Source organism: Neisseria sp. HMSC070F02 (assembly GCF_001814225.1).
Classification (GTDB): Bacteria; Pseudomonadota; Gammaproteobacteria; order Burkholderiales; family Neisseriaceae; genus Neisseria; species Neisseria meningitidis.
Genome location: NZ_KV815350.1, coordinates 1 through 278 on the forward strand (window position 1 = coordinate 1; position 278 = coordinate 278).

A 278-nucleotide genomic window follows, 5' to 3' on the forward strand; every position below is an offset into this window, starting at 1 on the left:
ATTTATGTTTTAACAGGAGACCTTTATCTACAAAAAGACATAGATGAAAATTTAGAATTTATCCATCAAGCAGAAAATAATCCCAATGAAGTTTATTCAGGAGGTGGACAAGGTTTTTGCTGGGATATTTCTGCTGAAAAAGTAGTTTTCTATAACAACGAATTTGATGAAGAAGACGGCTGGCCTGATTTAAGCTGTTCGCTGCATACTTTTAAAACTGCTTTAATTGCTTGGAATGCTTTTTTGCAATTGCCTAAAAGTATTCATTCGGTGGTGGA

Annotated in this window: 1 protein-coding gene; it reads left to right on the plus strand. The window is 34.2% G+C overall.

The annotated features are described in order from the left end of the window. Positions 1–278: protein MafI (mafI, locus tag HMPREF2959_RS00645; protein WP_070696233.1), on the plus strand; the 278-nt coding region annotated here is incomplete at both ends.